We start from the raw sequence: 4,325 nt of genomic DNA, 5'->3' as shown, positions 1-4,325 counted from the left end.
CCCGCATGCCCTCAAACGGAGCAGCTTAGCCCCTCTCATGTAATTCTTGAAACTCCTATTGATTCATGCATATGAAATTCTGCGAATGAGCGAGCATTCGCGAGAAAACCTTTATTCTCTGAGGGAGTTTAATCCAATGCGATCAAATGAAGTACTTTATAAACTTCTCTAACTTTTTAAATAAATCTCTTCAAATACTCGCCGAATATTTTGTTCATAACTTTAGGGGTGTTTTCCAAGTAAACATTAATTTGTTCAATGTTCGATTCAAATTTATCAGAGTTTCTTTCATCTGTTGGAAAATCAGATATTCCTTTTATAATAATGCACTCAACATCATTTTTCTTACAGATATAAGCAATAGCAGCTGCTTCCGTATCGGCTATTGTTATTTCGTTTTCTTTTAGTTCTAAATAGTCCTTCCACATAACGACTGCTTTATCGGCGGTACCAATTGTTCCAGTATAAAATCCATTTCCATATTTTAAAAGGTCAATATCAATTATGAAGGATTGCTTAATAAGCGGCTCAATTTCTTTTACTGTGCAATCATATTGAACGGCTTTCTCGGGTACAAAAATATCTAAATTACTGAACTTATCATCTATTCCTGCACATGTGCCCGCAACGATTACTTTAGTTAAATTAAATTTAGAAATCATATACTGATTACCACCAACGCCATTTACTTTTCTTACACCGGTGCTATAAAAGACAAGTTCAGTATCATTAATTGTTCTTATGAAATACTCGCCATAAGGATAACCGAAATGTTCGTTATCTTTTATTTCATAATATTCTAATGTAGCTTCATATTCCCACTTAGTCGCAATGCTTATTCCTATCATCGACTTATCACCTCACCTTTCTACTCACTGTGTTTGATTATTTGTAACAAGCCCGTTTTTCCTAGCCATTCACTGCTGTTTTCGACTAATCGCTTCAACTATCCTGCCCTTTAGCTTAATGAAGGCTGCCAATTTTTAGTTCGGCAGCCTTCAAGTTGTTTATTGAGCTTTTGTTCCCCGTTAGAACCAATAATTATTTTCTGAGTGTTGGAATGAGCCGATGATGCATTAACAACAAATCCAATCCATCAATTATGTCTGTGACGACTATGTTACTACTCATTAGTGTCGCCGTTGCACAGCCTTCTTTCCCTATCACAGCGATTGAAAGATCAGCTTCACGAAACATCAGTTCATCATTTACTCCGTTGCCCAAAACAACAACACCTGGTGCAATTGTACGAACATAATTTCTTTTCTCCTCCCGTTGACCATCCTGGTCGATAACGTGCAACTCTACGGGCAGTCCCTCACATTCTCTTGCAGCACTACCGTTACTATCAGCGGTTAATACATGGATCTTAAGAAGTTTCTCTAATTCTAACAGCTTTTCCCTAACATTAGGTAAAATCAGTCCATCTAAAGCAATCGTTCCATTAAAATCTAAAACGAGATGAGTAATTTGAAGTTTGTTTTGTCCAGGAATAAGCAGCTGTATAGCGTCTCACCATCCATTCTCTGATTTTTTCATTTTGGCTATGCTAAACCTTTGCTTTGATTATCGATTAAAGTCGTTCTGGTTAATCCTCATCTCGTCAAAAAGAACAAAGAGAACCGGGACATTTGCCGGGAGAAATCAGTCGGTTAAACATTGAACAAGTCCTCGACGGCTGGAAGCAATATGTGAAGCGTCATGCTGGAATTAAACGCGCAGAGTTGCTCATTTTACTTGCAAAATCCAGTGTTGGCACTACAGGCACTCAAGGCTTACAAGCTTCATTTGGTCTCAGCGCCAACTTGAACAGATTGAGCGCGAGCTCCACCTCATTCTTGAACGCATTCCGTATGCAAAGAAGCTGCTTGAAATACGAGGTGTCAGTGTAACGAGTCTAGCTGGTGTACTCGGCGAGGCTGGTGATCTAAGTGGCTATTCGCATGGAAATGCTCTGCTGCGTCATGCCGGTTTGAATCTAGCTGAGGCTAGTTCCGGGAAGTGGCGAGGAAAGATGGTTCTCAGCAAACGAGGTAGGCCTCGACTGCGTCACTTTCTCTATCTCATGACAATGTGTATGGTCATGACAAACCCGGACATTCAGGCTTTACACCGCTACAATGTGGAGAAAAAGAACCTGAAGAAAATGAAATCCATCATGAAATTATGTAGTAAAGTAGCGCGTCTACTCGTCAGCCTAGCAACTAGCAACCAGACTTACGATTCAACTCGAGTTGTCCCACAGGCAGCCTAAGATTAGTACGTTCCTCACCAGCTCAAGCATTCGCAGGATGACAAGAAGCACGGAGTAACGGGAGACATTACGCAAAAGGGCTCGGACCCGTTCCGTTAGATAGACCGACCTCCACCCCGTAGTTAGATGTGACGAAGGAATGAAAGGGCTATGACCCGATGAGACTTGGGAGCGAGAATCGCTAAGGCGATATGGAGACGTGCACACATGGAACAATATGGGTGATGAGTATTCACCTTTATTCCCGCATGCCCAGTTCTTTATCTTTTAGCTACCGGCTCCTCCCCCATCCACTTCTTCATACTAACTACAGGATGAAATCCTGCGAATACATGAGTCTGAGTGAGGAAACTGAATCATTTCGAGGGAGCGTAATGAGTAACCTCCGTTTTAGGGGGCTAGAACTCATCGATCAAAGAAATACCTTTCATAATACGTATTCTACTATCTTGTAAGAAATCGCGGGTCCAATCGTCTGGTTGACTTAAATCCCAGCTCCGGTGCATACCGATTACTACGATAATTTCGCGTAGTCTAAGGAAAAGCTTCAACTGCTCCTTCCAGCCGTCAGGCATTTGTCGACCACCCTCTGTGTAGCCCAGCTCGAAATGTTTAATGAAAAGTTCGTATTGTACCTTACGTTCAGACCTCGAATCTTCCCCGAATACATACAGCAAGTAATAGAGTTGGATAGCAATGTCCTCAACATACCAACTGTACTGACACTCGTCAAAGTCGAAGAGTGTTATTTGCCCTGATTCATCCACCGTGAAATTACCTACATTGATATCTCCGTGAATTAAACCAAAATTATCAGCATTAACAGGCAGACTAGCCAAATGTACTTTTAGTTCATCAAGGGCGCGAAGAATTGGTTGAAGCTCTGAAGGTAAATAATCTTTGGCTCGTAAGAGGTATTCATTAATTTCCCAAGTGTGTCTTTTGGCCATAGGTTTGTAAAGCTTGGCTAGTTCATGAAGTCGGCCCGTTATACATCCGCATTGTTCATAAAGTTTAGAATTACCTAGGCATTCTGGATATCCGATTTTTCTGCCTGGTGCGTGTTTAAAGGAGGTCACGTAGAAATCCATTATATTTCCTTGGATACGTTCAAAATCCTTTCCCTCAACCGAAGAAACCGGGTTTGAAACCGACAAACCATTCTCCGAAAGGTAACGAATCCATTCTATTTCAGCTGCAAGTCCTTCCAACGTGCGGAGAGTGCTCGGAGTGAAACGGAGAATATATTTCATTTCATCGCGATTATAGGAATAAATAAAGTTCTGAAAGCCTCCAATGAAAGTAAGATCCTCTGGGCTGACCCCAAACAGCACAGCGCCTTCAGCGGCATGTTCGTCCAGGAGCATTAATTTTATTTTTGGGTCCATGAGTTCTCCTTGCTATTGAAACTTTATCTAATAATATAATTCCCCACTCATTGCTGTTACCTCAACCTAATAAAATGAATGCCTGGTGACATGTGAAGCCCCACTTTCAAGATATTTCTATTCCATAGCAATCATACTAATCCAGCTTTTTACAGTCAATGAAAACGGCTGAACTATTGCGTTAAATTGTCGTTAGCGCAACGACGGCAGCCGATCGTTGAACTGCCCCCCGTCAAGTAGACAGGCAAATAAATAAGTCAATTAGGCGGCCTTAGTCCTGTACTCCATCGGACTGAGGCCGTTTAGTTTTGCTTGTAATCGTTCATGGTTATAAAAGTGGATGTAGGCCCGAATATCTCTCTCAAGATCATCAAAAGTATGGTACGTGTGCAAATAATACTTCTCACATTTAAGAGTCCCCCAGAATGATTCCATTGGACCGTTATCGATGCACCGTCCTACACGGGACATGCTCTGGATCATGTTACTGTCATCCAAGAGCTTCTTAAAGCCCAAAGAAGTGTATTGGTAGCCTCGATCGCTGTGAAGCATGGGCCTGCTTCCTGGAGCAGCTTGCAAGGCCTGTCTCAACGTCTGGAATACAAGAGGGTTGTTATTGGAACGCCCTAATACATAGGAGACAATGGATTTATCATGAAGATCGAGAATAGCGCTCAAATAAG

Annotated in this window: 3 protein-coding genes and 1 pseudogene; 1 reads left to right on the top strand and 3 read right to left on the bottom strand. The window is 41.7% G+C overall.

Translation table 11 applies throughout. The annotated features are described in order from the left end of the window. Positions 1 to 176 precede the first annotated feature (176 nt). Positions 177 to 848, bottom strand: coding sequence for a 5'-methylthioadenosine/S-adenosylhomocysteine nucleosidase family protein (locus tag I8J29_RS33120; protein WP_208851522.1), 672 nt, complete (start codon positions 846 to 848; stop codon positions 177 to 179). A gap of 783 nt (positions 849 to 1,631) precedes the next feature. On the opposite strand from I8J29_RS33120, the pseudogene I8J29_RS34110 reads away from it, so the two are divergent. Next, positions 1,632 to 2,254: pseudogene (locus I8J29_RS34110) on the top strand (transposase); the annotation flags it as partial. Between the two features lie 398 nt (positions 2,255 to 2,652). On the opposite strand, the gene I8J29_RS33110 reads toward I8J29_RS34110, so the two are convergent. Then, entirely contained in the window at positions 2,653 to 3,642 is a 990-nt protein-coding gene (locus I8J29_RS33110) for a phosphotransferase enzyme family protein (protein ID WP_208851521.1), read from the bottom strand. Positions 3,643 to 3,903: 261 nt separating this feature from the next. Continuing rightward, positions 3,904 to 4,325, bottom strand: a 422-nt coding sequence (locus tag I8J29_RS33105; RefSeq protein ID WP_208851520.1) for an IS3 family transposase, incomplete at its 5' end; no start/stop codon positions are given.

Origin of the sequence: Paenibacillus artemisiicola, assembly GCF_017652985.1 — a bacterium.
GTDB classification, from domain to species: domain Bacteria; phylum Bacillota; class Bacilli; order Paenibacillales; family Paenibacillaceae; genus Paenibacillus_Z; species Paenibacillus_Z artemisiicola.
This window is presented reverse-complemented; position numbering and strand designations above follow the sequence as displayed.

What these genes read in the sequence shown, in the direction of transcription:
- I8J29_RS33120 (WP_208851522.1), bottom strand. Translation starts at nt 848, where the DNA reads ATGATAGGAATAAGCATTGCGACTAAGTGGGAATATGAAGCTACATTA.
- I8J29_RS33110 (WP_208851521.1), bottom strand. Translation starts at nt 3,642, where the DNA reads ATGGACCCAAAAATAAAATTAATGCTCCTGGACGAACATGCCGCTGAA.